The 21,758-nt window shown below is 64.9% G+C and carries 22 protein-coding genes, 1 other RNA gene and 1 pseudogene; 17 read left to right on the top strand and 7 right to left on the bottom strand.

Annotated elements, in window-relative coordinates; translation table 11 throughout:
• Positions 1-445: 445 nt before the first annotated feature.
• A complete protein-coding gene (locus tag EA346_RS12225) occupies positions 446-679 on the bottom strand; it encodes an ATP-binding protein (protein ID WP_296758980.1) in 234 nt (77 codons plus the stop codon).
• Positions 680-1,218: 539 nt separating this feature from the next.
• Here EA346_RS12225 and EA346_RS12230 point away from each other — a divergent pair.
• From EA346_RS12230 to EA346_RS12240, 3 genes and pseudogenes are all read left to right on the top strand, one after another.
• Positions 1,219-1,692, top strand: a pseudogene (locus EA346_RS12230) (RimK/LysX family protein); the annotation flags it as partial.
• A gap of 107 nt (positions 1,693-1,799) precedes the next feature.
• Positions 1,800-3,329, top strand: a complete 1,530-nt coding sequence (locus EA346_RS12235; RefSeq protein ID WP_296758981.1) for an inactive transglutaminase family protein — start codon at positions 1,800-1,802, stop codon at positions 3,327-3,329.
• On the top strand, positions 3,326-4,279 hold the full coding sequence (locus EA346_RS12240; RefSeq protein WP_296758984.1) for an alpha-L-glutamate ligase-like protein: 954 nt from the start codon (positions 3,326-3,328) through the stop codon (positions 4,277-4,279). The genes EA346_RS12235 and EA346_RS12240 overlap by 4 nt, the downstream gene beginning before the upstream one ends.
• Positions 4,280-4,379: 100 nt before the next feature.
• On the opposite strand, the gene gorA is transcribed toward EA346_RS12240, so the two are convergent.
• Together gorA and EA346_RS12250 are read right to left on the bottom strand one after the other, a co-directional pair.
• Positions 4,380-5,771, bottom strand: a complete 1,392-nt coding sequence (gene gorA, locus EA346_RS12245; protein ID WP_296758986.1) for a glutathione-disulfide reductase — start codon at positions 5,769-5,771, stop codon at positions 4,380-4,382.
• A gap of 149 nt (positions 5,772-5,920) precedes the next feature.
• Entirely contained in the window at positions 5,921-6,667 is a 747-nt protein-coding gene (locus tag EA346_RS12250) for a glutathione peroxidase (protein ID WP_296758988.1), read from the bottom strand.
• Between the two features lie 266 nt (positions 6,668-6,933).
• On the opposite strand from EA346_RS12250, the gene ffs reads away from it, so the two are divergent.
• The 6 genes from ffs (at position 6,934) to EA346_RS12280 (ending at position 11,075) form a co-directional block, all read left to right on the top strand.
• An RNA gene (gene ffs, locus EA346_RS12255) (signal recognition particle sRNA small type) lies at positions 6,934-7,030 on the top strand.
• Between the two features lie 53 nt (positions 7,031-7,083).
• The gene (gene dnaX / locus EA346_RS12260) at positions 7,084-8,856 is read left to right on the top strand and encodes a DNA polymerase III subunit gamma/tau (protein WP_296758989.1); all 1,773 of its coding nucleotides are present in this window, start codon (positions 7,084-7,086) and stop codon (positions 8,854-8,856) included.
• 52 nt (positions 8,857-8,908) lie between these two features.
• Positions 8,909-9,235, top strand: a complete 327-nt coding sequence (locus tag EA346_RS12265; protein ID WP_296758991.1) for a YbaB/EbfC family nucleoid-associated protein — start codon at positions 8,909-8,911, stop codon at positions 9,233-9,235.
• A gap of 31 nt (positions 9,236-9,266) precedes the next feature.
• Entirely contained in the window at positions 9,267-9,857 is a 591-nt protein-coding gene (gene recR / locus EA346_RS12270; protein WP_296758993.1) for a recombination mediator RecR, read from the top strand.
• A gap of 52 nt (positions 9,858-9,909) precedes the next feature.
• A complete protein-coding gene (locus EA346_RS12275; protein WP_296758996.1) occupies positions 9,910-10,254 on the top strand; it encodes a histidine triad nucleotide-binding protein in 345 nt (114 codons plus the stop codon).
• 71 nt (positions 10,255-10,325) lie between these two features.
• A complete protein-coding gene (locus tag EA346_RS12280; protein ID WP_296758997.1) occupies positions 10,326-11,075 on the top strand; it encodes a hypothetical protein in 750 nt (249 codons plus the stop codon).
• A 204-nt stretch (positions 11,076-11,279) separates the two neighbouring features.
• On the opposite strand, the gene rsgA is transcribed toward EA346_RS12280, so the two are convergent.
• The 3 genes from rsgA to EA346_RS12295 form a co-directional block, all read right to left on the bottom strand.
• On the bottom strand, positions 11,280-12,179 hold the full coding sequence (rsgA, locus tag EA346_RS12285) for a ribosome small subunit-dependent GTPase A (RefSeq protein ID WP_296758999.1): 900 nt from the start codon (positions 12,177-12,179) through the stop codon (positions 11,280-11,282).
• A gap of 157 nt (positions 12,180-12,336) precedes the next feature.
• On the bottom strand, positions 12,337-12,672 hold the full coding sequence (locus EA346_RS12290; RefSeq protein WP_296759001.1) for a 4a-hydroxytetrahydrobiopterin dehydratase: 336 nt from the start codon (positions 12,670-12,672) through the stop codon (positions 12,337-12,339).
• A gap of 17 nt (positions 12,673-12,689) precedes the next feature.
• Positions 12,690-12,971: a cytochrome c gene (locus tag EA346_RS12295; protein WP_296759003.1), complete on the bottom strand. Its 282-nt coding sequence runs from the start codon at positions 12,969-12,971 to the stop codon at positions 12,690-12,692.
• Between the two features lie 86 nt (positions 12,972-13,057).
• On the opposite strand from EA346_RS12295, the gene orn reads away from it, so the two are divergent.
• Complete coding sequence (orn, locus tag EA346_RS12300) at positions 13,058-13,621, top strand: oligoribonuclease (RefSeq protein WP_296759005.1); 564 nt, start codon at positions 13,058-13,060, stop codon at positions 13,619-13,621.
• Positions 13,622-13,654: 33 nt separating this feature from the next.
• Here the strand turns inward: orn and nadB are convergent, their stop codons facing one another.
• A complete protein-coding gene (gene nadB, locus EA346_RS12305; protein WP_296759007.1) occupies positions 13,655-15,286 on the bottom strand; it encodes an L-aspartate oxidase in 1,632 nt (543 codons plus the stop codon).
• Positions 15,287-15,430: 144 nt separating this feature from the next.
• Here nadB and rpoE point away from each other — a divergent pair, with 144 nt between their 5' ends.
• The 7 genes from rpoE to lepA all read left to right on the top strand — a co-directional run bounded on the left by rpoE (position 15,431) and on the right by lepA (position 21,748).
• Complete coding sequence (gene rpoE / locus EA346_RS12310) at positions 15,431-16,009, top strand: RNA polymerase sigma factor RpoE (protein WP_296759009.1); 579 nt, start codon at positions 15,431-15,433, stop codon at positions 16,007-16,009.
• 11 nt (positions 16,010-16,020) lie between these two features.
• Positions 16,021-16,545 (top strand): sigma-E factor negative regulatory protein, encoded by a 525-nt coding sequence (locus EA346_RS12315; RefSeq protein ID WP_296759010.1) that lies wholly within the window; start codon positions 16,021-16,023, stop codon positions 16,543-16,545.
• 7 nt (positions 16,546-16,552) lie between these two features.
• On the top strand, positions 16,553-17,548 hold the full coding sequence (locus tag EA346_RS12320; protein WP_296759012.1) for a MucB/RseB C-terminal domain-containing protein: 996 nt from the start codon (positions 16,553-16,555) through the stop codon (positions 17,546-17,548).
• A gap of 14 nt (positions 17,549-17,562) precedes the next feature.
• A complete protein-coding gene (locus EA346_RS12325) occupies positions 17,563-18,060 on the top strand; it encodes a SoxR reducing system RseC family protein (RefSeq protein WP_296759013.1) in 498 nt (165 codons plus the stop codon).
• A gap of 154 nt (positions 18,061-18,214) precedes the next feature.
• The gene (locus EA346_RS12330) at positions 18,215-19,630 is read left to right on the top strand and encodes a DegQ family serine endoprotease (RefSeq protein WP_296759015.1); all 1,416 of its coding nucleotides are present in this window, start codon (positions 18,215-18,217) and stop codon (positions 19,628-19,630) included.
• 65 nt (positions 19,631-19,695) lie between these two features.
• On the top strand, positions 19,696-19,953 hold the full coding sequence (locus EA346_RS12335; protein WP_296759016.1) for a glutaredoxin family protein: 258 nt from the start codon (positions 19,696-19,698) through the stop codon (positions 19,951-19,953).
• On the top strand, positions 19,946-21,748 hold the full coding sequence (gene lepA, locus EA346_RS12340; RefSeq protein ID WP_296759018.1) for a translation elongation factor 4: 1,803 nt from the start codon (positions 19,946-19,948) through the stop codon (positions 21,746-21,748). The genes EA346_RS12335 and lepA overlap by 8 nt, the downstream gene beginning before the upstream one ends.
• Positions 21,749-21,758: the final 10 nt, after the last annotated feature.

Consider the following 21,758-nt stretch of genomic DNA (forward strand, 5'->3'; position numbering starts at 1 on the left):
GCTGGCTCGATATGCACTACCGGGACGACGAACTGCGCCGGTGACCTGAACCCCCTATAGCCGCATCAGGGAACGCACGAAACGTAGGTCGGGTTAGCGTGAAAGAACCCGAGCTTGGGGCGAAGCCCAGTAGGTCGGGTTAGCGCAGCGTAACCCGACGACTTCCCGGGGACGACGCCATTTTGCGCCCATGGGTGGGGTACGAGGCCCGTCGGGTTACGCCCTTTGGGCTAACCCGACCTACAGTTTGCGGCTTTTCATCATCAGGGGTCCCGCGCCCCCCAATGGCATGACAGTTAGCGCAGCGTAACCCGACACCGGACTGGATCCGCGGTGCGCCGTGTGTGCCGGGGGTCGGCAGCGCGAGCGGCGCCGGGTGATCTCGGCCAGTTGTGTGGCCCGGATCTGCGCGACCGGCCGCCTGCCCATGAGGCCGTCCCGCATCTCAGAGACCGATCAGCTCCGCATGGAGACCGGTCGCGATCACGGCGAGCAGTATGTCGTGACTCTGCAGTCTCTCGGGATCGAATTTCACCACCAGAAGGTGGGACGTCCCGTTGTGACTGGATGCGGCGGTTACGCCGTCCAGGGCCAGGAGTCTGCTTTCAAGACTGACCCGGGCTTCGGGGTCGATGCTCTCATCGATGTGTATCGTCACGTCGGCGATGGCGTCATTCATCGCGGCTACCTCCGGACAAGCAGGCTTCTGATAAACAGCGCATATCGTCACCCCCCCAGACGGCGAGGATCGCGCGTCCCTTGTTTTGCCTGACGACCGCAGGCCTTCCGTGATATTAGACTCAGATCGCGGGGTTTGCGTGATGCGGGCGTCGCTCGCATTCCGGGAGGTGGCGTTCCTTCGGCGGCTGGCGGGATTGTGGCGAAGGACCGGTGCCGGGGCCATGGCAATGGGAACGCTTGCTGTCTCAAGAGGTCGGAATGCCCGTATAATTAAAATTTCATCTGATTATCACGGAAAGTCCGCAGAGGATCGCTTCGCGCGCAAGGCGCGTTCCTACGGGTCATTGCCCTTGTCGGAGTCTGCGTTGCAGGCGAAGATTTTGGCGGTTGCGCTGCGGTCAATGCGATCTTCCTCGCCTGCGGAGGACTCGTGATAATCAGGAAACCTTATGGCTCCGGCAGGGGCGGCCAGTGAACGCTGGCCCGATGGATTCGATGGAGGACCCGATGTACCCGCACGTTTTGCGCGCAGCCGCGCTGCTGCTGACCCTGTTTTTTGCGAGCAGCGGCCTTGCCGCGGACGAACCCGCAAGCCGTTCCATCTTCGGCTGGGTCGAGCGGGTCGAGATTCTGCCTGAAGGAATATCGCTGAAGGCCAAGATGGATACCGGGGCGACCACATCGTCGCTGAATGCGCTGAACAAGGAGGCCTTCCGCCGCGATGGAGAGCGCTGGATCGCCTTTGACATCATCGACCCCGAGACTCCGGACAGCAAGGTGCGGCTGGAGCGCAAGGTCACCCGTTACGTCCGGATCGTTCGCCACGATGGCGAGCACCAGCGGCGGCCCGTGGTCACGATCGGGCTTTGCATGGGTAGCATCTACCTTGAAGAGGAAATGAACCTGGTCGACCGTACGCAGCTGAATTACCAGGCCCTGGTGGGCCGTAATCACATGGCGGGGGCCATCTTGGTGGACCCGGCGGAGACGTTTATCCAGTCGCCGCGCTGCGAGTTGCCGGAGGGAGTCGCGGACACCACGGAATTGCACCCGGCAGTTGATCCTTCGGCTTACGATGCGGCCCCGATTGCAGGGAAGCGGCACGTGGCGCGGGGGTTATGAGGCGCCTGCACCTTCCGCTGCTGATTCTGCTTCTGACGGGGCTCAGCCTCGGGGTTTTTTATCACAAGGTCTGGAATCTCGGTTTCCCGGTACTGCCGGCCCAGACCACTGACAACTGGACCGTCGAAGCGCGCGTGGCGTTCGAGCCAACGGGTGGTGCGCTCACCGCCCGGCTGTTCCTGCCGCATGAGCCCCCCGGTTTTGCTCTTCTGGACGAACACTTCGTATCCCGCGGCTACGGTCTGGCCACCGGTATGGGCGCTGATAACCGGGAAGCGACCTGGACCACACGCAGTCCGAGCGGTCGGCAGGTGCTCTACTACCGTGCCGCGGTCTACCAGTTGCAACGCTCCCTGCGAACCCAACCGGAGTACCCCGGCCCCGCCGATGTCCCGGATCTGGAGGAGCCCTACCTGTCCGCGGCAGAGACCATCATCGACCAGGTGCGTGCGCGTTCCGCCGACATCACCAGCTTCGCGACTGTGCTGGTACGCGACATGCTCAGCGCTGCCGATGAGAACATGGGGCTGTTCGTGTCCGGGAATGCCAGCGAACGCGACCGTGTGGCTGTCGCGATCGAACTGCTGGCTGGCGCCCGTATACCGGCCCGTATGGCCCACGGGCTGCAGCTGACGGATCGTGGCCGGGACCTGCAGCCCCGGACCTGGCTCGAGGTCCACAATACCCGTGAGTGGGTTGCGGTCAACCCCAACGACGGCAGCGTGGGCTATCCCGAGCATTTCCTGGTCTGGTGGTACGGAGATGGCGATCCGGTAGAACTGAGCCGTGCCCGCAACGCGCAGGTCAGCTTTGCGGTCAGCCGAAATTTCCAGGATGCGGTGGATACCGCACAGCAGCGCGCGAAACTCCTGAACTCCCGGGTGATGGATTTCTCGCTGTTCGGGCTGCCGGTGCAGACCCAGAACATGTACCGGGTGCTTCTGATGGTTCCGGTCGGCGCGATGATCATCGTGCTGTTGCGCAACGTGGTCGGTGTGCAGACCTTCGGCACCTTCATGCCGGTACTGATCGCGCTGTCGTTTCGCGAGACCGAACTGCTCGGCGGGGTGATCCTGTTTACCCTCATCGTATCGCTGGGGCTGGCCATACGGTTCTATCTGGAACACCTGAAGCTGCTGCTGGTACCCCGGCTCGCGGCCGTGGTCAGTATCGTGGTGATGCTGATGCTGGCCTTGAGCATCCTCAGTCACCGCCTGGGGATCGAACACGGACTGGCCATCGCGTTGTTCCCGATGGTGATCCTGGCGATGACCATCGAACGCATGTCGATCGTCTGGGAAGAACACGGGGCCGGGGACGCGATCCGGCAGGGAATCGGAAGCCTGATGGTTGCGGTAGCTGGATATCTGCTGATGATCAATCCCTATATCGAGCACCTGATCTTCGTGTTCCCCGAACTGCTCCTGATCGTGCTCGCCGCCACTTTGCTGCTGGGGCGTTATACCGGGTACCGCCTGTCTGAGTTGCTGCGGTTCCGGGTGTTGGCGGGTCGCTCCAAGTCATGAAGTGGTTCATCACCCCGCAGGAATTGCGGCGTCAGGGCGTCGTGGGCATGAACCGCCGCAACACGCAGATGATCGCTGAGCTGAATCCGCGCAGCCGCTACCCCCTGGTGGACGACAAGCTGCAGACCAAGGCGGTCGCCATCGCTGCCGGCATCTCCGTGCCCGAACTGTACGGGGTGATCGAGACCAACCACGACGTTCGGCACCTGCCTGCAATCGTCGCCGGGCGCGAGGATTTTGTGATCAAGCCCGCTCACGGCAGCGGCGGCAATGGGATTCTGGTGATCACGGGCAGGGTGGGCGAGCAATTTCGCAAGGCCTCGGGCCTGCTGGTGGATCTGGATGGTCTCAAGCACCACGTTTCCAACATCCTGAGCGGGATGTACAGCCTCGGCGGACAGCCTGATCGGGCGATGATCGAATACCGGGTCCGCTTCGACCCATTGTTCGGGCAGGTGAGTTTTCAGGGTGTGCCGGACATCCGCACGGTGGTCTACAAGGGCTACCCGGCGATGGCCATGGTACGCCTGCCGACCCGCACCTCCGACGGCAAGGCCAACCTGCACCAGGGCGCCGTGGGCGCGGGCATCGCCATCGCCACCGGCGTCACCGGCCATGGTGTCCTGCACAACGACATCGTCGATCAGCACCCGGATACCGGCGCTCCGCTCGGTGGTATCGCGATCCCCGGCTGGGGCCGACTGTTGGAACTGGCCGCCGGCTGTTACGAACTCACCGGCCTGGGCTACCTCGGCGTGGACGTGGTGCTCGACCGTGATCTAGGCCCGCTGATTCTCGAACTGAACGCCAGGCCCGGCCTTGCCGTGCAGATTGCGAACGGCACCGGCCTTCTGGGCAACGTCGAATGCATCGATGCGCGCGCAGCGCAGGCAGCCCTCGGTCCTGCTGACCGGGTTGCCTTCGTCCGGGGTCTTGCGCTGCGCGAATGAGTCGGCCGGGCTTGGGCCAGCAGGGTGTTCGCGCGCCCCTACGGTGCCTTGGAGGTCGCGAAGAGAAGGAATACCCGGCCGTCCCTGGCCGCGGTAGAGGTCAGGCTGCGTCGGCCAGCGGGTTGCTCTGTCCGGGGCGCGAGACCTTCAGCGTAACCAGTTCCTCGGAACTGGTCGGATGGATCGGGATGGTCAGGTCGAAGTCGCGCTTGGTTGCACCCATGCGTACCGCGACCGCGAAGCCCTGCAGCATCTCGTCCACTGCGTCGCCGACCATGTGGATGCCGACCACGCGTTCGTCTTCTCCCGCACAGACCAGCTTCATCGCAATCGGTGCGATGTCAGCTTCGGCGAAGGCGCGGGCGAGGCCGCCGTACTCGGTTTCGTACACGTGTACTGCGTCGCCGAACCGCTCCACGGCCTGGGGCTCGGTCATGCCGACCGCAGCGGTGGGGGGATGGGTGAAGGTGACCGTCGGGATCTGCGCGTAGTCGACCGGCACGGGGTTCCGTTCCGGCGCGAACCAGCGGTCGGCAAGCCGGCGCCCGGCGGCGATGGCCACGGGTGTCAGCGGAGCCTTGCCGATGATGTCGCCGAGTGCGAACACGCCAGGGACGTTGGTCTCCTGCCACTCGTCAACCGGAACGGTGTGGTTGGGTTGGATCTCGACGCCAGCGGCCTCCAGGCCGATATCCCGCGTCTTCGGGCGCCGGCCGACGGCCCACAGCACCCGCTCAAAGGGACCGAATTCCCGGGCCTCGGCCACCTGGACCCGGATCGCGCCGGGTTCTCCGGCCAGACCCTTCACCGTCGAGCCGAGATGGCGAACGATGCCCTGTTCTTCCATGTGTCGTTCGATCACGTGGCTGACCATCGGGTCGAACATCTCCAGCACCCGCTCCTCCATCGCGATCACCGTGACCTCCACCCCGAAGGAGCGCAGCATGCCAGCCATCTCCAGACCGATGTAACCGGCCCCGATGATCGCAATGGACTTGGGCAGGTCCTCCCACTGAAAGAAGTCATCCGAGGTGGCGCCGAGGTCGTGACCGGGCATCCGCGGCACGATGGGTTCGCCGCCGGTGGCGATGACCACGCGCTTGCCCTGATAGGTCTTGCCTCCGGCCGACACGGTATTCGCATCGACGAGTTGCGCGCGCTCGGGCACGTAGTCCACCCCCAGGCGCTCCAGGTAACCGGACCAGTAGTCGTTCAGCATCCGCAGGAAGTCGTGGCGGCGTTTTACCAGCTCACCGTAGCGGATGCCGGAGACGTCGACATCGACGCCGAATTCGTGCGCGTGGCGGGCCTGGCTGAGGTGATGGGCTGCGTACCAGGTCAATTTCTTCGGGACGCAACCCTCGTTGACGCAGGTACCACCCAGCGGCTTGGGGTCGAAGACGACTGCACGTGCGCCATGGCCTGCCGCCCTTTCAGCGACCGCGAGGCCGCCACTGCCCCCGCCGATCACGAGGATGTCGTAGTGTTCCATGCTGGCTCCCGTTGTGGTTGTGTGACAAACGTGCGCCAAGTGTCGGGGCACGGCGGGAAATTGAATATCAGGATTTTAACGTATTCTCGTACGGAGGGCTCAAAGGCTGGGCAGACGCGCCGGAAACAAGGTTTCCGGCGCGGTCTTCGTCAGGCGGCCTGATCGCGGGTCAGCCATGCCTTGAGGTCTTCGGAGCCGCCGATGCGGTGGCCGCCAACGAATACCTGAGGCACGGTCATTGCGCCGGTGGCGGCGCGGAGGCCGCGCAGGGTGGTATCACGTCCGAGCACGATCTCCTCGAACTCCATCGCTGCGTTCTGCAAGTCGTCCTTCGCGGCTTTGCAGTAGGGGCAGCCCGGCTTGGTGAAGAGCACCACGTCCTGGGGACGCGACACCTTCGGGGCGATGTGCTCCAGCATGGTGTCCGCATCGGAAACCACGAAGGGGTCGCCGGGCTCGTCGGGCTCGACGAACTGCTTTTCGATCACGCCATCGCGTACCAGCATGGAATAGCGCCAGGACCGCTTGCCGAAGCCGAGGTCGGACTTGTCGACCAGCATGCCCATGCGGTCCGTGAACTCACCGTTGCCATCGGCCAGGAAAGTGACGCGGTCTGCCTTCTGGTCGGCCTGCCAGGCCTCCATTACGAAGCCGTCGTTGACCGAGATGCAGACGATTTCATCGATTCCCTGCGCCTTGAACACTGGTGCCAGCTCGTTGTAACGCGGCAGGTGGGCGGACGAGCAGGTGGGGGTGAACGCGCCCGGAAGGGCGAAGACCACCACATTGCGGCCCTTGAAGATGTCCTGGGAGCGGATGTCGTTCCAGTCGTTGTCGGTGCGGCAGCGGAACGTGATCTCGGGTACGCGCTGGCCTTCTCGTGTTTTCAGTTCCATGAAGTTCTCCTGGTTTGCATGAATGGGTTTCAAAGTTTTTCGTCCAGTCCGTGCTGGAACGAGGCCCACCCTACGACCTGAGCGATAATATATCTAATCAATAATTTATATTTAAACGATAGCGTTAAACTAAATACGCAGCCTCTGCGCACCGGCTCTCGCCGGTATCCGGACGTCCCTTCGGATACCGTGGTTGACGGGCGCGCCGGAAAACCGGAAGCTTTCGGGTTCGCCTGGTGACCCAGGCACCGCGTTATGGTGGTCCGTGTCGGTCCCCCCGCGACGATAGGCTGTGAACCCCGCCAGGCCCGGAAGGGAGCAACGGTAGCAGCCGACTCGGGCGCCGGGGTGCGGCGGGTGCGGGCCGCCACCCTTCAGCCGCAGCCCCTACGGCCCACACCGAGGACAACAAGCCGATGAGCCATCAGGTGTTGGCCCGAAAATGGCGTCCCGGCCGGTTCGAGGACCTGATCGGTCAGCCGCACGTCGTGCGGGCTCTGGTGAATGCGCTGACCAATGACCGGCTGCACCATGCCTACCTGTTTTCCGGCACGCGCGGTGTCGGCAAGACCACGGTGGCGCGCATCCTGGCCCGCTGCCTGAACTGCGAGACCGGCGTCACTGCGACCCCCTGCGGTGAGTGCCGCTCGTGCATGGAGATCGCCGAGGGCCGTCATCTCGACCTGATCGAGGTCGATGCCGCCTCGCGCACCCGCGTGGACGATACCCGGGAGCTCCTGGACAACGTCTCGTATGCCCCTGTCTCCGGGCGCTTCAAGGTCTACCTGATCGACGAGGTGCACATGCTCTCGGAGAAGAGCTTCAACGCCCTGTTGAAGACGCTCGAAGAGCCACCGCCGCACGTGAAGTTTCTGCTGGCGACCACCGATCCGCAAAAGCTTCCGGTGACGGTGCTGTCGCGTTGCCTGCAGTTCAATCTGAAGCCGATGTCGACGGCCCTGATTGCCGAGCACCTGAATCGGGTCCTCGCGGCCGAGGGTATCGCTGCCGAGCCGGGGGCATTGCTGCGTCTGGCCGAGGCCGCCGAAGGCAGCATGCGCGATGCGCTCAGTCTGACCGACCAGGCGATCGCCTATGGCGGCGCCGGTCTGACGGAAGCGGATATCTGCGACATGATCGGGCTGCTGCCGCGCAGTCGTTTGAGCGAGTTGCTGGATAACGCATGGGCCGGGCAGGGCGCAGGTCTGCTGCAGACCCTGAATGAGCTCGATGCCCTCGCGCCGGATTGGTCGCGCCTGCTCGAGGAGCTCGCGGCCCTGGTGCACGGGGTTGCGGTGGAGCAGGCGATGGCGCTCGATTCGGCGGCGGTCGAGGCCGGACCCGCGTCCGATCCCCTGGTGGCCTGGCAGCGCGAGACCGCGCGGCGCCAGGCTCCCGAGGAGGTTCAGCTCGCCTACCAGATCCTGCTGCATGGTCGCCGTGACCTTCCCCATGCGCCGGATCCGCGGATTGGTGTCGAGATGACCCTGCTGCGCATCCTGGCCTTTCGCCCGGAGCCGCCGCCGCGCGAGCAGGTGGGCGGGAGCGCCGCGGGCTCCGGAAAACGGGGCTCGGACCGGGTTCGCGGCACGACCATTCCCGAGGGCGCCCCGGCTTCGCGCCGGGACGCGACACCGTCCGGCGGGCGCGCAAGCCGCGCCGAGCCGGCGAACCCGTTGCCCGAACCGGCTGCGGCGCCCGAGCCGGTCCCGACGTCTGCGCCGGTTGCCGTATCCAGGCCGACGAGCCGTCCGGTGCATGCCGTCGCTGAGCCGAGGCCGCTGGACTGGCACGTCTTCGCGAACGCACTGCAGCCCGGGCCGGTGCGCGAGCTCGCCCTGCACGCGGACCTGCTGGAGTACGATGCCGAACGGGTGGTGATCGCGGTGCAATCCGCGCACCGTATGCTCTGCACCGACAGAAGTCGCGCCCGGCTCGCGGAGGCCTTGGGAAAGATCCTCGGCGGCCCGGTTCGACTCGAGCTGCGGGATCAGGCCACGGCGTCGAAGAATACCCCGGCGGCACGGCTTGCGGCGGACGCGGCGGACCGTCAGGCTAGGGCAGAGTCGGAGGTGCGTGCAGATCCGGTGATCGCCGCGTTGCGCGAAACCTTCGGTGCCGAGGTGTCCAGAGTACATCTTCGGGATGAGGCCGATTCCGCCGGAGAGGGCAGTCGCTCCCGGCCTTGAGCGACGGCAGGATTTCAGCAACAGCCAGGTGATTGACCAGGAGCGTACGGACATGATGAAGGGTGGTTTGGGTGGCCTGATGAAACAGGCCCAGAAGATGCAGGAAGACATGCAGAAGGTGCAGGCTGAGTTGGCCAGCATGGAGATCGAGGGTCAGGCCGGCGGTGGCCTGGTGAAGGTGATCATGACAGGCAAGCACGAAGTCCGCAGGGTCAGCATCGATCCCAGCCTTTTCGACGACGATCGAGACATGATCGAGGATCTCGTGGCCGCGGCGGTGAATGATGCGGTGCATAAGGCAGACGCCGCAGCTCAGGAACGGATGGCCGGGCTGACCGCGGGAATGGGCTTGCCCGCGGGCATGAAGCTGCCGTTCTGATCCGCGACGACGTTACTGCGGGAAGCGGCCGATGGAGGCAGCCCTCGACGAGCTGATTGCAGCCCTGCGCTGCCTGCCCGGCGTGGGCAACAAGTCCGCGCGGCGTATGGCGCTGCATCTGCTGGAACGCGACCGCGGCGGGGCCAGGCGCCTGGCGCGGGCGCTGGAGGTGGCTGCCGAGACGATCGGTCACTGCTCGGTGTGCCGGACCCTGACCGCGTCGATCACCTGTCCGCGTTGCCAGGATCCGGACCGCGACGCTGGCGTGGTCTGCGTGGTCGAGACACCGGGGGACGTGCTGGCGATCGAGGCTGCGACCGATTTCCGCGGGCAATTCCACGTGCTGCTGGGCCGCCTTTCACCGCTCGACGGCATCGGGCCCGAGGAGTTGGGACTCGACAGACTCGAGGCCAGGCTGAGGGATGCCCCGGTTCGCGAGCTGATTCTGGCGACCAATGCCTCGGTCGAGGGCGAGGTCACTGCACACTACATTGCCGAAATGGCGGCCCGCCAAGGCGTACGGGCGACGCGTATCGCCCAGGGGGTGCCGGCTGGCGGTGAGCTGGAGTATCTGGACGCGGGTACCCTGACCCACGCCCTTTCCGGACGGCGCGATTACTGATGCCGTGGGGTTCTTGCCGTGGCGCCTTTCGCAAACCTGAAGGAGGAATGACATGACGGATTGCATATTCTGCCGCATCGTTGCCGGGGAGATCCCCGCGAAGCTCATCCTGGAAACGGAGAATGTCGTGGCCTTCCATGATCTGAATCCCGTGGCTCCACAGCACGCGCTGGTGATTCCGCGCCGGCACATCGCCACGCTGGACGATGCCACAGACGAGGACCGGGAATTGCTCGGGCAACTGATGCTCGCGGGCGCGGAGGCTGCCCGTCTGCTGGGTTGTGCGGAAAATGGCTACCGGACCGTGATGAATTGCAAAGAGTCCGGTGGTCAATCGGTGTATCATATCCACTTGCACGTGCTTGGCGGACGCCCGTTTTCCTGGCCGCCAGGATGAGAAAAGTACTATACTTCAGCAAGTCGACGTACAGATTCTGAGCAGCTCCCGAAAGGGTAGGGACAACGGCCATGAACGCGTGTGCAGGTACATTCCGGAATGCAGGTCGCCTCGTCCTGGCGGCGTTTCCGCTTGCCCTCATCGCGCTCCCGTTGCACGCCGAATCCCGTTCGCTCTACGAAATGTCCTACACCCCAGGACAGGACGCGCTGTCCACGCTGGATGCGTTCTCTGGGGCCGACCGCCTGCGTCCGGGCTTCCGCAACGACATGCACAGAGGCCGGGAATTCAATCTCGATGTCCGTTCCACACAGATGCCTTCGCTGGTCGAGCCGGGTTCGGCTGAGCATGCGCTGGAAACGAGTGGCGGATTCATTCAGCGATTCGGCAGCAGCGGCTTCGGTTACGGGGTCGACTTCGGCCTCGGCCTGCATTCCTCAGGCGGCGGTCAGATCGTGGATCCCGATGCGGGGGGTATCCGCAGCAGTTTCATGGTCAGCGATTTCAGTACCGGCCCGACCTTCGAATCCGGCAATCTCCGCAGCCGGGTACGGGTGGGCGTACGTTACCCCCTACTGGGTGATGCCGATGCGGGTTCCGCGTTTTATGGTCACCGGGGTGATTCGGCGCGCAGCGCCGGCTACCTGAGCCTGGACAGCCGGCTGCGCTTCAGCAACCAGACCGAAGTGTCGGTCAGTCTCTTCTACGACGATTACGGCGCCAGCGCATCGCGCGACTGGCTGAGCGAAGGCCTCGACTTTCAGGGCGGCGCCGGCGCCAGTGAATCCGTGGTCGGTTTCGAGATGGGGCTGAACTTCTGATCCAGCGCACCGCGCGCATGGCCCGCTAACTCTCATGGCCTCGAAGCGCGCCACCCCGAATGATGAAAGCACAAGCGCCTATGGAGTGCGGCGGCTTGCCGCCGCTTTGGGGAAATCGGTTATACCCCGGCACCGAATAGCGGGAGCAAGCTCCCGCACTCCAGAAGCGGGGGCGTAGCGGCGGGCGTGGCCGTGACTTTCACGTTAAATTTCTCGCCGGCCACTGGAGCCACTGCTCAGGCCTTGCAGCAGCTCGAGCCAGGCGTTGAGGCGTGCTTCCGGCAACAGGCCCTGGGCCACCGCCTGGCGTACCGCGCAGCCGGGCTCGGATCGGTGCGTGCAATTGCGGAACCGGCATCCGTCGCCAATGTCACCAAGGTCCGGAAATCCCCGGAGCAGTTCATCGATGCTGGTGATCTCGGGGGTGAAATCGCGTACGCCCGGTGAGTCGATCCACGCGCCCCCACCTGCGGACGGGTACCAGCGTGCGGTGGTGGTGGTATGACGGCCCTCGCCGCTGTGCCCCACCGCGCCGACCCTGAGACTCTGCTCCGGGAGCATGGCCTGGATCAGGGATGACTTGCCGACCCCCGACTGCCCGACCAGGATGTTGCTGCCGCCCGCCGCCGCGTCCCGGAACGACTCCATGCCGAATCCCGTGTGTGCGCTGACCTGCAGGACTGGAAGGTCGAGGTGCCGGTAGCCGGCAAGGCTCGCCTCCAGTGACTTCGCAGTGACCGCATCCACCAGGTCGTACTTGTTGATCACGACTGCAGCGCTGGCCGGCAGGTTGAAGATGCCGACCAGAAAGCGATCGATCAGCAGATGCGGAATTGCCGGCCGGGGCGCGACCACGATCCACACCCGGTCGATGTTGGCGGCGATGGTCCGGTGGCGGTTGAAGCCATCCCGGCGGCCCAGGTGGTTGATCCGCCGCTCCCGGCCGGTGACGATCCGCTCCCCGGGTTCGACCAGGACCACGTCCCCACAGACGACGTCGTCGAACTTGCGCCGCAGATGAGCTCGAAGGATGCCACCTGTTGGCGGCAGCACGTCGACTTCGCTGCCAAAGCGTGCAACCACCCGGCAGGGCAAGGTGATCATCCTGGCAGCGTCCCTGCAGCGAGTGAGAGGGCCGGGCAGGCTTCGGCGGCCCTCATCCCCCGTGCATCCGTCGGGCGGACTGCCCGCCCCGATGCATGCCCCGGTGCGGTCCGATCCCGCTCAGCACGAATGCAGCCCGCCGCCGCTACGGAGCCGGTCAGTCGAACAGCGCATCGACGCGCGCGGCGCAGATGAAGTCGTTCGGGCTGAGCCCGCCCACCGCATGGGTCGAGAACCGGACGATGCAGTGGCCGTAGGAGACCTCCATGTCGGGGTGATGGTCCTCCCGGTTCGCGACCCAGGCGACCGCGTTGACGAAGGACATGGTCTCGTGGAAGTTCGCGAACTCCAGACGCCGCGAGATCTGCTGCGCTTCGGCGTCCAGATTCCAGTCGGCATCAAGCTGCTTCAGGGTCTCCTCGCACTCGGCCCGGGACATGGGCCCCGGAAAGGCTTCCGGTGCCTGGCAGTGCAGGTTCTTCAGGTCGCTCATGGTCGGCCCTCCTGCGGTCAGAATTTGTAGTAGTTCTCGTTCAGATACTTGGCAACCGATTCGACCTCGTCGTCGAACCAGCCGGTGCCGAGGCTGACGTTGCAGCGGTTCACCTGGGTGATCAGGGAATCCATCGAGTGGATCATCCGGTCGTCGCGCGTGTAGGCCTCAGTCCCATGGCAGCTGAGGCAGTTGAAATCGTGCAGGGCCTTGCCCTCGGCGGCATCGCCGGCCTGAGCCGCACTGCCGAAGGTGGCGACGAAGAGCAGGGTACCGATGGCTGTTCCGATCTGACGCATGATTCTCTCCTGTCCTGTGGTGATGCCGAGTCCGATCGCGGATTCGGCTTTGGATGATAGACTGGCGGCCAGCGCAAGGAGACCGCATGGGCCAGAATGCCGACAACCTGATCTGGATCGATCTCGAGATGACCGGCCTGGACCCCCAGTCTGACCTCATTATCGAGGTCGCTACCATTGTGACCGACAAAGACCTCAATTTGCTCGCGGAGGGGCCGGTTTTCGCGGTGCGGCAGGCGGAATCGGTGCTCGCCCGCCTCGACGACTGGAACCGGCGGACGCATGGCGCCTCCGGACTCCTCCAGCGTGTACGCGAGAGCGTGCACGACGAGATCGGTGCTGAGCAGGCCACGCTGGACTTCCTGAAGCGGTGGGTGCCACGGAGTGCGTCCCCCATGTGCGGCAACTCCATCTGCCAGGATCGGCGTTTCCTGGCCCGCTGCATGCCGGATCTGGAATCCTACTTTCATTACCGCAACCTCGACGTCAGCACGCTCAAGGAACTGGCCAGGCGCTGGGCGCCGGGCGTGCTCGCGTCGTCGAAGAAGGACGCCACCCACCAGGCGCTGCAGGACATCCGGGATTCCATCGAAGAGCTGCGTCATTACCGCGAACACTTCATCCGCATGCCGGCTGCCAAGGCCGGTTGAGACCCGCACCGGGACGCCGTTGCCGGATCGCATTCATGCACCAGGTTGCGGGGGTGGCGTCAGTATCGTCGGTCGCGCGTCCAGCGCTGCATCGCGCTCAGGGAAGTCACGGATGAAGTGAAGGCCGCGACTCTCGCGCCGTTCCAGCGCGCTCTGCACAATGATGTCGGCCACCACCACCAGGTTGCGCAGTTCGATCAGGTCCGGCGTGATCCGGTAGTGGGCGTAGTGCTCATGGACCTCTTCCTTCAGCACCCGGATGCGCCGCTGGGCCCGCAGCAGGCGGTCGCGGGTGCGCACGATGCCCACGTAGTCCCACATCAGGCGGCGCAGTTCGTCCCAGTTGTGCGAGACGACCACCTCCTCATCGGAGTCGGTCACCCGCGACTCGTCCCAGTTGGGTGGTCGCGGCAGATCCCCGGGCGCCAGCGGGTCGGGATCGGAAAGAATGTGATCGGCCGCCGACCGAGCGTACACGAGGCATTCCAGCAGCGAGTTGCTCGCCATCCTGTTGGCGCCGTGCAGGCCGGTGTAGGAGACCTCGCCAGCCGCATACAGCCCCGGGAGATCCGTCTGTCCATCGGCGTTGACCAGCACGCCGCCGCAGGTGTAGTGGGCCGCGGGGACCACCGGCAGCGGTTCCCGGGTCATGTCGAAGCCGTATTCCAGGCAGCGTTGGTGGATCATCGGGAAGTGTTCGCGCACGAACTCCGGGCTTCGGTGGCTGATGTCGAGGAAGACGCAATCGAGGCCCAGTCGCTTCATCTCATGGTCGATCGCCCGGGCGACGATGTCTCTCGGAGCCAGTTCGCTGCGGCGATCGAAGTGCTGCATGAACCGGCTGCCGTCGGGCAGCAGCAGCCGGCCGCCCTCGCCACGTACCGCTTCCGAGATCAAAAAGGACTTGGCCTGGGGATGGAACAGGCAGGTCGGATGGAACTGCATGAATTCCATGTTCGCGACCCGGCACCCGGCCCGCCATGCCATCGCGATGCCGTCTCCCGTCGCGCCGTCAGGATTGGAGCTGTACAGGTAAACCTTGCTCGCGCCGCCGGTGGCCAGAATCACCACCGGGGCGAGTACGGTCTGTACCTCGCGGGTCTCGCCATCCTGCACATAGGCGCCGATCACCCGCGACTGTCCATTGAGCTCGTGCACGATGAGATCCACGGCCAGATGCCGCTCAAAGACCTCGATCCGCGGCTGACCCCGTGCGGTTTCCACCAGGGCCTCCTCGATCGCCTGCCCGGTTGCGTCAGCGGCATGTGCAACCCTGCGCGCGCTGTGACCACCCTCACGCGTGAGATGCAGCCGGCTGCGTCCCTCATGGGCCTCGCGGGTGAATGGCACCCCCAGCCCCATCAACCACTTGATGGCCCCGGGACCCGCGGCCACCGTCCGGCGGACCGCCTCGGTCTCACACAGGCCGGCGCCCGCGTCCAGGGTATCCGAGACGTGGGAGTCGAAGGAGTCCGTCTTGTCCAGCACCGCCGATATGCCGCCCTGGGCGTAGCGCGTGCTGCCCTCTTCCACCGGACCCTTGCTGATGATCGCGACCCGCCGGAAGGGCGCCAGATGCAGGGCCGCGGTAAGGCCGGCCGCGCCGCTTCCGATGATAAGCACGTCGAAGCGTTCCTGCGCGGGGCCCATTTGTGTTGCGGCCATGGCTCAGGTAAGTTTCCGGCGTGATTCCACGCGCAGATCGGCGCGGTTCGGAACGCCAGGGACGATCGGGACGAACTTCATCATGTTTATAGGGTCCATCCAGCCAAGAGTACCGGAGTTGGCGCTTGGGGCGGGAGTGCCCGCATGAGCGAAAAGGCTTCAGATGAGGCTCTTGTTCTGCGTGTGCAACGCGGGGAGAAGGCGGCTTTTGACATCCTGGTCCTCAAGTATCAACACAAGATCATCAACCTCGTGGGGCGCTACGTGCACGACCATGCCGCGGCTCTGGACGTTTCCCAGGAGGCCTTCATCAAGGCCTACCGGGGCCTCGCCAACTTTCGTGGTGAAAGCGCCTTCTACACGTGGTTGTACCGCATTGCGATCAACACCGCGAAGAATTATCTGGTCGCTCAGGGAAGACGGCGGCCGGAGGCCGAGGTGGATGTGCAGGACGCCGAGCAGATGGGAGGCGACTCGGCACTCAAGGAGAATGCAACCCCGGAAGGGGAGTTGTTGTCACAGGAGATACAGGCGGCAGTGCAGCGGACAATCGAGCGGTTGCCGGATGATCTGCGCACCGCGATCACGTTGCGTGAACTCGAGGGACTGAGCTACGAGGAGATTGCCCAGACCATGGGATGTCCGATCGGAACGGTTCGGTCGCGCATCTTCCGGGCCCGAGAGGCCATCGACCGGACCCTGCGTCCACTGCTAAACGATTGAGCGAGCAGAGAATGAACAACCAAGTCAGCAAAGCCGAGCGCCTTTCCGCTCTCATCGACAACGAAACCGACACCTTCGAGACCCGCCGCCTGATCGATGAATTGATGAAGTCCGGGGAGGACCGGGCGCAATGGTCACGCTATCACCTGATCGGTGACAGCCTGCGTGGGGGAATGACGCAGGTCGCCCCGGTAGATTTCCTCGCCCGCGTGCAGGAAGGCATCGCCGAGGACGCACCGCTCGACGTATCGGTCGGATCGAGGCAGAGGCTGCGCTGGCTGAAGCCGGTGGCGGGTGTCGGCGTGGCCGCGACGGTGGCGATGGTTTCACTCTTGGGGCTGCAGATGGTCACTGGCGGCGGCGACGATGCTCCGATCGTTACGGTCGAAGTCGCCCCGGCGTCGGAGCCCGACGCGACCGACACGGGGACGGCCCCCGATCCCCGCTTCGCACGCTATCTGGAAAACCACGCAGAACTGGTTGCTCCGGGTTCCTCGGCGTTTGCCCGGGTCCGGAATTCGGTTGACGGCGAGTAGCGCGGGGATGTTGCGCTGGCGCCGTGATCTTCCGGCGACGTTGCTCATGCTGCTGTCGTTTACGCTGCACGCCGGGCAAGACGACCCCAATGTCTGGCTGGAGCGGATGGCGCAAAGTCTGCACACGCACAGTTACGAGGGGACCTTCATCTTCCAGCGCGGCGACCGCATCGACACGGTACGGGTGGTGCATTCGGCCGAAGACGGTGGCTACCGGGAGCGTTTGCAGACGCTCACCGGCTCCGCGCGCGAGGTCATCCGTTCGGTGGACCGCATCAGTGCCCTCAAGGGTGCGCGTGTGGAAGGCGATGGCGGGCAGCAGGGCGCGCCGCAAAGGCCCCCGGCGATCGCCGGCTCAATGTTGCGGGCCAACGAGCGTTATGACCTGCAGTCGCCGGGATACGATCGTATTGCCGGCTTCTCCTGTTACATGTTGCATGCCGAGGCACGGGACGGTTACCGCTACAGTCATCAGTATTGCCTGCACCGCGATACCGGGCTGCCCCTGTTGAGCGAACTGATCGACGCCGACGGACAGCTCCTGGAGCGACTGGTATTCACCGAGCTGGAATTTCTGGACGTCGTGTTCGAGGAATCGCTGAAGGCACGCGGCTGTGATGCCCGTCATATTGAAATACGTTCCGCAGATGACGGGGGCACGGTGACCGGGCAGGAAGGGGAATGGTATTTCGAGGGTCTTCCTCCCGGCTTTGCCACGGTCATCGCCACTGAGCGCGTGTTCGGTCCGGATGCTGCGCCCTCCCTGCATTTCGTGCTCAGCGACGGACTGGCCACGGTTTCTGTCTACGTCGCCGCCAGCGAGGAGGTCTCCGAGGCCTTCGAAGGGTACACGCGTTCCGGCGCCACCCATGCAGTGGCCAGGCCTGTAGCCGGGCACCAGGTGACAGTGGTCGGTGAGGTGCCGAAGAAGACGGTCGAATGGATTGCCGAATCGGCGCGCTTCCGGGCCGCGGGTGCCGGCGAAGACGCAACGGCGCGCTGAAGGTATCTCCGGCGATGAGCGACTGGATCGAGGAACAGGGCGTCGTCGTGAACGCTGATGATGCCTGGGCCACGGTGCGCATGCAGCGTCAGTCCACCTGCGGTTCCTGTTCCGCGCGCAGCGGTTGCGGCAACGGCGTGCTGTCCGAGGTGCTCGGGCGCCGGGCGCTGGAGCTTCGTCTGGCCAATGTCCATGGTCTGAGGCCCGGTGACCGTGTGACCCTGGGCATTCGCGATCGCGCGCTGGTTTCGGGTGCTTTGGCGATGTACATGCTGCCGCTGTTCGGCCTGATCGCGGCTCCAACACTTCTGGGAGCGCTGTTTGCCGGTCTGTCCGAGGGCTGGCTGATTCTCGCCGGTGCGGCCGGTTTCGGTTTGGGCCTGATGGTGGTGCGGCGCTGGCTGCGGGCCCAGGGACAGCGGTTCGACCCCGTGCTGCTTGGATGCGAGCCAGCCCGTCTTTCTCCGGCGCCGATGGCCGGTGCGGGCGGCCTGTCCCGTCCTGATTCCTGAGCGCGGACGGCGGAAACCGCGTGACGTTTCGGCGCGTCGCGGCGTCCCCGCCCAAGGCGACATGAACCCCCTGGATGCCGGCCGGTTTCGTGAGCGGGAACTTGCGTGCCCGGATTCCCTCTAGAGTGATACTCACTGACCCCTGAAGGTGCACATGAAAGCTTATCGATGGTTCTTCCTGGCGACGGTGCTGATTGCGCTTTCGATACCCGCATCCGCACGCCACCTGCCCGATTTCGTCGACCTGGCGGAACAATACAGCCCAGCGGTGGTGAATATTTCCACGTCTCGTGAGCGGCCCGCAGTAGAAGGCGGGGGGGGCGGGGCGCCCGACATCCCCGAGGGCATGCCGTTCGGTGATCTCCTCGAGCGTTTCTTCGGCGAGCGTGGCCAACCCGGGTTACCCGAGCGTTTCGAGCGTGGTTCGATGGGGTCCGGCTTCATCTACACTGAAGACGGCTACATCCTGACCAATCACCACGTGATCGAGAACGGTGGCGAGATCGTGGTGCGCCTGTCCGACCGGCGCGTCTTCACCGCTGAACTGATCGGTTCCGACCCACAGAGCGATGTGGCGGTGCTGAAGATCGACGCCGACGAACTGCCGACGCTGAAGCTGGGCAGCTCGGAATCCCTGAAGGTCGGCGAATGGGTGCTGGCGATCGGATCACCGTTCGGCTTCGATCACTCGGTGACGGCCGGCATCGTCAGCGCGAAGGGCCGCAGTCTCCCTTCCGACAACTATGTTCCGTTCATCCAGACCGACGTGGCGATCAATCCGGGCAACTCCGGCGGTCCGCTGTTCAACATGGACGGCGAGGTGGTCGGCATCAACTCCCAGATCTACAGCCGCACCGGCGGGTTCATGGGCCTGTCCTTCGCGATCCCGATCGACATGGCCGTCGAGGTGGCCCGGCAGCTGCGCGAGACCGGCACCGTCACTCGCGGCTGGCTGGGGGTGCTGATCCAGGAAGTGACGCGTGAACTGGCCGATTCCTTCGGTATGTCCCGGCCAACCGGGGCGCTGGTCGCGCAGGTGCAGCCGGACAGCCCGGCCGAAAAGGCCGGCTTCCGCACCGGAGACGTGATCCTGCGTTTCAACGGGATCGACGTGCCCCGCTCCAGTGCCCTGCCGCCGATCGTCGGCCGGACCCCGGTGGGTTCCGAAGTCGATGTGGACGTGCGCCGCGGCGACGAGGAGATCGTGATCGGGGTTACCATCGAAGCGCTTCCCGAGGAAGTGGCCAGTGCCCGCAGTCGCACGCCCGCGCCGCCGGTACAGCCCCAGAGCCTGCTGGGGATGCAGGTCGAGCCCCTGACCGAAGAGGAACGTTCGGCGCTGGGTCTGGGCGAGTCGGGTATCCGGGTCATCGAAGTGACCGACAATCCCGCGCGCGCCGCAGGTGTGCGCTCCGGTGACGTGATCGCGCAGTTTGGCGGCGACCCCGTGACCTCCGTCGACGACTTCCGGGAGCAGGTGGAAGCCGCCTCGGCCGGACGATCCGTGCCGGTGTTGATCCACCGTGACGGCAACCCCGTGTTCATCGCCCTGCGCATCCCGAATTCGTGACCGGCGAAAGGCGCGGACTCGCCGGCCGCCCCGGCCAGCGACCCGCGTCATCGGGCCGCGCTAGCGTGCAGGGTCAGCCGGTTCGCCGGCTGACCCTTTACCATCGAGTCGACTGCGGGCTCTGCGAGAGGATGCTTGCGGAGCTATCGCAGCTGGAAAGCCGTTATACTTTCGCGCTTGAGCGTATCGACATCGATGAGGAGCCGGGACTTTCCGCGCGTTTCAATGCCAAGGTCCCCGTGCTGGCGGTGGACGGAGAGATCCTCTGCTGCCATTTCCTCGATACGTCGGCCCTGATCGACGAGCTGACCCGGAATGACTGAAACCCGACTGACCCGCAACTTCTCCATCATCGCGCACATCGACCACGGGAAATCCACACTCGCCGACCGGCTGATCCAGGTCTGCGGTGGTCTGGCCGAGCGCGAGATGGCGGAACAGGTGCTGGATTCGATGGACCTGGAACGCGAGCGCGGGATCACCATCAAGGCGCAGAGCGTGTCGCTGTACTACGACGCGGCCGACGGCGAGCGCTACCAGCTCAACTTCATCGATACTCCCGGCCACGTCGACTTCTCCTACGAGGTGTCGCGCTCCCTCGCCGCCTGTGAGGGAGCGCTCCTGGTGGTGGATGCCTCGCAGGGCGTCGAGGCGCAAAGCGTCGCGAACTGCTACACGGCGATCGATCAGGGTCTGGAAGTGGTGCCGGTGCTGAACAAGATCGACCTGCCGGCCGCCGACCCCGACCGGGTCGCCACCGAGATCGAGGACGTGATCGGGATCGAGGCCGAGAATGCGATCCGGGTCTCGGCCAAGACCGGGGAGGGGATTGCGGACCTGCTGGAAGAGTTGGTTCGGCGGATTCCGCCGCCGGAAGGCAGTGCCGACGCGCCGCTGCAGGCGCTGGTCATCGACTCCTGGTATGACAACTACCTTGGTGTCGTGGCGCTGGTGCGGGTCAAGTCCGGACGCCTCTACGCCAAGCGCCGGATCATCGCGATGTCGGTGGGCCGCGCCTACGAGGTCGATCGAGTCGGTGTGTTCACACCGAAACCGCTGGACAAACCGTTCCTGGAGGTCGGCGAGGTCGGCTACGTCATCGCCAGCATCAAGGACATCACCGGTGCCAAGGTCGGCGATACCTTCACCGACGCGCAGAAGCCGGCCGGGAACCCGCTCCCCGGCTTCAAGGAGATCCAGTCCCGGGTCTTTGCCGGCCTGTTCCCGATCAGCGCGGAGGACTTCAACGACCTGCGCGAGGCCCTGGACAAGCTGCGCCTGAACGATGCCTCCCTGCGGTTCGAGCCGGAGACCTCTCAGGCGCTGGGCTTCGGGTTCCGTTGCGGTTTTCTCGGCATGCTGCACATGGAGATCGTGCAGGAGCGCCTCGAGCGGGAGTACGGACTGGACCTGATCTCGACCGCGCCCACCGTGGTCTACGAGGTTGAAAAGACCAGCGGTGAGGTGGTGCCGGTACACAATCCCTCCGAGCTGCCCCCGTCCAACGAGATCGCCGAGATCCGCGAGCCCATCATCCTGGCCAATATCCTGGCACCCCAGGAATACGTGGGCGCAGTGATGACCCTGTGCGTGGAGAAGCGCGGCGTCCAGGTGAAGATGCAGTACATGGGCAGGCAGGTCGCGCTGTCCTATGAGATGCCGATGTCCGAGGTGGTGATGGATTTCTTTGACCGCCTGAAGTCGGCGACCAAGGGGTATGCGTCGTTCGATTATCAGCCGCTGCGGTTTCAGGCGGCGCCGCTCGTGCGGGTCGATGTCCTGATCAACGGTGAGCGCGTCGACGCGCTGTCGGCCATCCTGCACCGCGACCAGGCCCAGAGCCGCGGGCGGGACCTGACCGAACGCATGTGTGGCATCATCCCCCGGCAGATGTTCGAGGTGGCGATACAGGCAGCGATCGGCTCCAAGGTCATTGCGCGGTCGACGGTCAAGGCGCTGCGCAAGAATGTGCTCGCAAAGTGCTACGGCGGTGATGTCAGCCGCAAGCGCAAACTGCTGGAAAAGCAGAAGGCCGGCAAGCGTCGCATGAAGCAGATCGGGCGTGTCGACGTACCCCAGGAGGCCTTCCTCGCCGTGCTGTCCACGGGCGACAAGTGACGCGGCGGAG

The sequence above is a fragment of the Thioalkalivibrio sp. genome, assembly GCF_007692535.1.
GTDB lineage: Bacteria > Pseudomonadota > Gammaproteobacteria > Ectothiorhodospirales > Ectothiorhodospiraceae > Thioalkalivibrio.